A 3,043-nucleotide genomic window follows, 5' to 3' on the forward strand; every position below is an offset into this window, starting at 1 on the left:
GACAAGGCCGAATCCCCGGACCGAGACGTCCTCTACGTCACCGACCACCGTCTGGTCTTCGTGCTGCCTAAGCTCTCGAAGCACCTGCGCTTGAGCCGCCTCCGCGGCCGGACGCTCCAGCCGGGGCACGATGAGCGTGGGCGCACCCTCGGCGGGCAGCACCAGGCAGGTCAACCGCTCCCCCACGTGGGCGTCGTACCCGGTCAGGTAGCGCAGGTCGGAGCCGGGCGTGAGCAGCAGCGCGTCCAGGCCGGCCGCGGCGGTGGCGCGCTGCGCGGCGAGCAGCCGGTCCGGCGGGTACAACTCATCGGTTCCCACCCCGTGAGCTTAACGGTCGTTTGGGCATCCCCAGAACCCCGCATCCGCCCGGGCGAGGAAATCCATCGGCGTTGATTGACGCCGACAGTTAACACTCTTTAAGATTTGGCTGCCTCGAGGCCACCCGTTTCTGCGTACCGCATTTCCCGCCCGCGACAACCCTGCGCGGGCGGGCGTCGTCCCCCGCCCACGGGAAGGCCCCCGATGTCCTCACCACTGCGCCGCGCCCGCACCGCCGGCCTGCTCGCCCTGGCCACCGCCGCCGCCACCGTCACCCTCGTCCCCACCGCCGCGCAGGCCGTGGTGCTGCCGAACAACTTCAAGAGCGTCGGCTACATGCCCTCGTGGGCTGGCAACGTCAACACCATCCAGTACAACAAGCTCACCCACATCAACTACGCGTTCGTGCTGCCCAACAACGACGGCAGCCTGCGCGCCGTGGAGAACCCGAGCAAACTCTCCTCGCTGGTCTCCCAGGCGCACGCCAACGACGTCAAGGTCTCGATCGCCGTCGGCGGCTGGAACGACGGCAACGACTCGGCCTTCGAGGCCCTCGCGGCCAACTCCGGCAGCCGGACCGCCTTCGTCAACAACCTGGTCAACTTCGTCAACCAGTACAACCTCGACGGCGTCGACATCGACTGGGAGTATCCGGACCCGGGCGCCTCGGCGAACAACTACAGCCAGCTCATGACCCAGCTCGGCAGCGCCATGCACAGCCGCGGCAAGCTGCTCACCGCGGCCGTCGTCTCCGAGGGCTACTACCTCGACGGCGTGCCGACGGCCGTGTTCGGCCAGGTCGACTGGCTCAACATCATGGCGTACGACGGCGGCAGCCCGCACTCCAACTACGACTGGTCGATCAACAGCATCAACCTGTGGAAGTCCCGCGGCCTGCCGGCCAGCAAGGCCGTCCTCGGCATCCCGTTCTACAGCCGCCCCGGCTACTACACGTACTCGGCGCTCGTCGCCCTGGACCCGGCCAACGCCAACCGGGACTGCACCACGGCCGGCGGCGCGCAGCAGTGCTACAACGGCGTCCCGACCGTCAAGCGCAAGACGCAGTGGGCGCTGACCAACGCCGGCGGCGTCATGAACTGGGAGCTGTCGCAGGACACCACCGGCTCCACCTCGCTGGTCAGCGCCATGTACGACACCATCATGGGCGGCACCACCCCGCCGCCGTCCGGTCGTACCGGCCAGATCACCGGCCTCGGCGGCAAGTGCGTCGACGTGGCGTCCGCGAGCACCGCCAACGGCACCGCCATCCAGCTCTGGGGCTGCAACGGCACCAACGCGCAGACCTGGACCGTCGCCAGCGACGGCACGCTACGCGCCCTCGGCAAGTGCGCCGACATCACCAGCGGCTCCACCGCCAACGGCGCCAAGGTGCAGCTGTACGACTGCAACGGCAGCGGCGCCCAGGTCTGGCAGGCGCAGTCCAACGGCACGCTGCGCAACCCGCAGTCCAACAAGTGCCTGGACGTCACCGACAACAGCTCGGCCGACGGCGCCCGGTTGCAGATCTGGGACTGCTTCGCCGGCGCCAACCAGCGCTGGACGCTTCCGGCCTGAACCTGAACCTGACGCTGCGATCCCCGGTCGACGCCCCGCGTCAGCCGGGGATCGTCGCGTGGTCGCGGGCCAGGGCCAGCATCTCGTCGACCGATCCGGCCGGATCGGTGACCGGGAACTGCACCGCCCGCACCACCGACGTCGGGTCGACGAGCATCGTCAGTCGCTTGAACCGGGTCACCCCGCCGGCGGAGAAGACCGGCAGCAGCAGCCCCGCGGCGAGCCGACCGTCCTGATCGGACAGCAACGGAAACGGCAGCCCCGCGTACGCGGCGAACTCGGCGAGCTGGTCCGGCCGCTGGGTGCTGATCCCGCACACGCGTACCCCGGCCGCCTCGAAGGCCGGGTGCCGGTCGGCGTACGTGGTCGATTCGAGGGTGCAGCCCCGGGCGCCGGGGATCTCCGCCCAGCCCGGCGGGTAGCCGTGCGTCCCCGGCGCGTACGCCCCGGGGAAGAGGTAGTGGACGCTCCAGACGTCCGGCGCGGTCAACGCGACCGGCCGGCCGTCGGCGCCGGGCAGGGCGACCTCCGGCAGCCGTCGGCCCACCAGCGCGTGTGCCCGCCGGGCCTCGGCCGAGGCGTCGTCGGTGGTCGCGGTCAGCTCTCCGTCACCCATCAGGTGCCTCGTTCCCCAGTCCTGCAGGGCGATCAACACCGGCAGCAGGCCCTCGCCCTTCGTGGTCAGTAGATAGTCGTGCCGGGGCGGGTGCGCCGAGTACGGGCGGCGTTCCAGCACGCCGTGCTCGACCAGGGCGGCGAGGCGTTCGGTAAGCGCCCGCCGACTGACGCCCAGTTCGCGCTGTAGCGCGTCGAAGCGGGTCGTGCCGCCGGCGACGTCGCGCACGATGAGGAACGTCCACCAGTCCCCCAGCACGCCGAGCGCCTGCGCGATGCCGCAGTCCGCGTCCGCGAGATCCTCTCGTCGCACCCGCTTCCTCCCTCCGCCCGACACGACTATAGTCCGTTCCAGATTGGAACGGACAATCCCCGGCACGCGCCGCCAACGGCACGCAGCGCCAACGGCAACGCACTGACACCGGGAACGCATCGGCGCGACGGACGGGGGCCGACGACATGCACGTCGACGAACGAGCCGGTGTGTTCTGGCGCTGGTGGACCGCCGGCACGACCAGTCTGGTCGGGTCGGCGG

General features: G+C 70.4%; 3 protein-coding genes. 1 reads left to right on the forward strand and 2 read right to left on the reverse strand.

What is annotated here, in order from left to right:
* Positions 1 to 318: aminopeptidase P family N-terminal domain-containing protein (locus AB0J68_RS30035; RefSeq protein ID WP_363941989.1), on the reverse strand; the 318-nt coding region annotated here is incomplete at its 3' end.
* Positions 319 to 522: 204 nt separating this feature from the next.
* Between AB0J68_RS30035 and AB0J68_RS30040 the strand changes: the two genes are divergently transcribed.
* On the forward strand, positions 523 to 1,893 hold the full coding sequence (locus AB0J68_RS30040) for a glycosyl hydrolase family 18 protein (RefSeq protein WP_363941992.1): 1,371 nt from the start codon (positions 523 to 525) through the stop codon (positions 1,891 to 1,893).
* A 40-nt stretch (positions 1,894 to 1,933) separates the two neighbouring features.
* Here AB0J68_RS30040 and AB0J68_RS30045 read toward each other — a convergent pair whose 3' ends face one another.
* Complete coding sequence (locus AB0J68_RS30045) at positions 1,934 to 2,821, reverse strand: winged helix-turn-helix transcriptional regulator (RefSeq protein ID WP_363941994.1); 888 nt, start codon at positions 2,819 to 2,821, stop codon at positions 1,934 to 1,936.
* Between the last annotated feature and the right edge of the window lie 222 nt (positions 2,822 to 3,043).

The sequence above is a fragment of the Micromonospora sp. NPDC049580 genome, from assembly GCF_040675595.1.
Lineage (GTDB): Bacteria > Actinomycetota > Actinomycetes > Mycobacteriales > Micromonosporaceae > Micromonospora.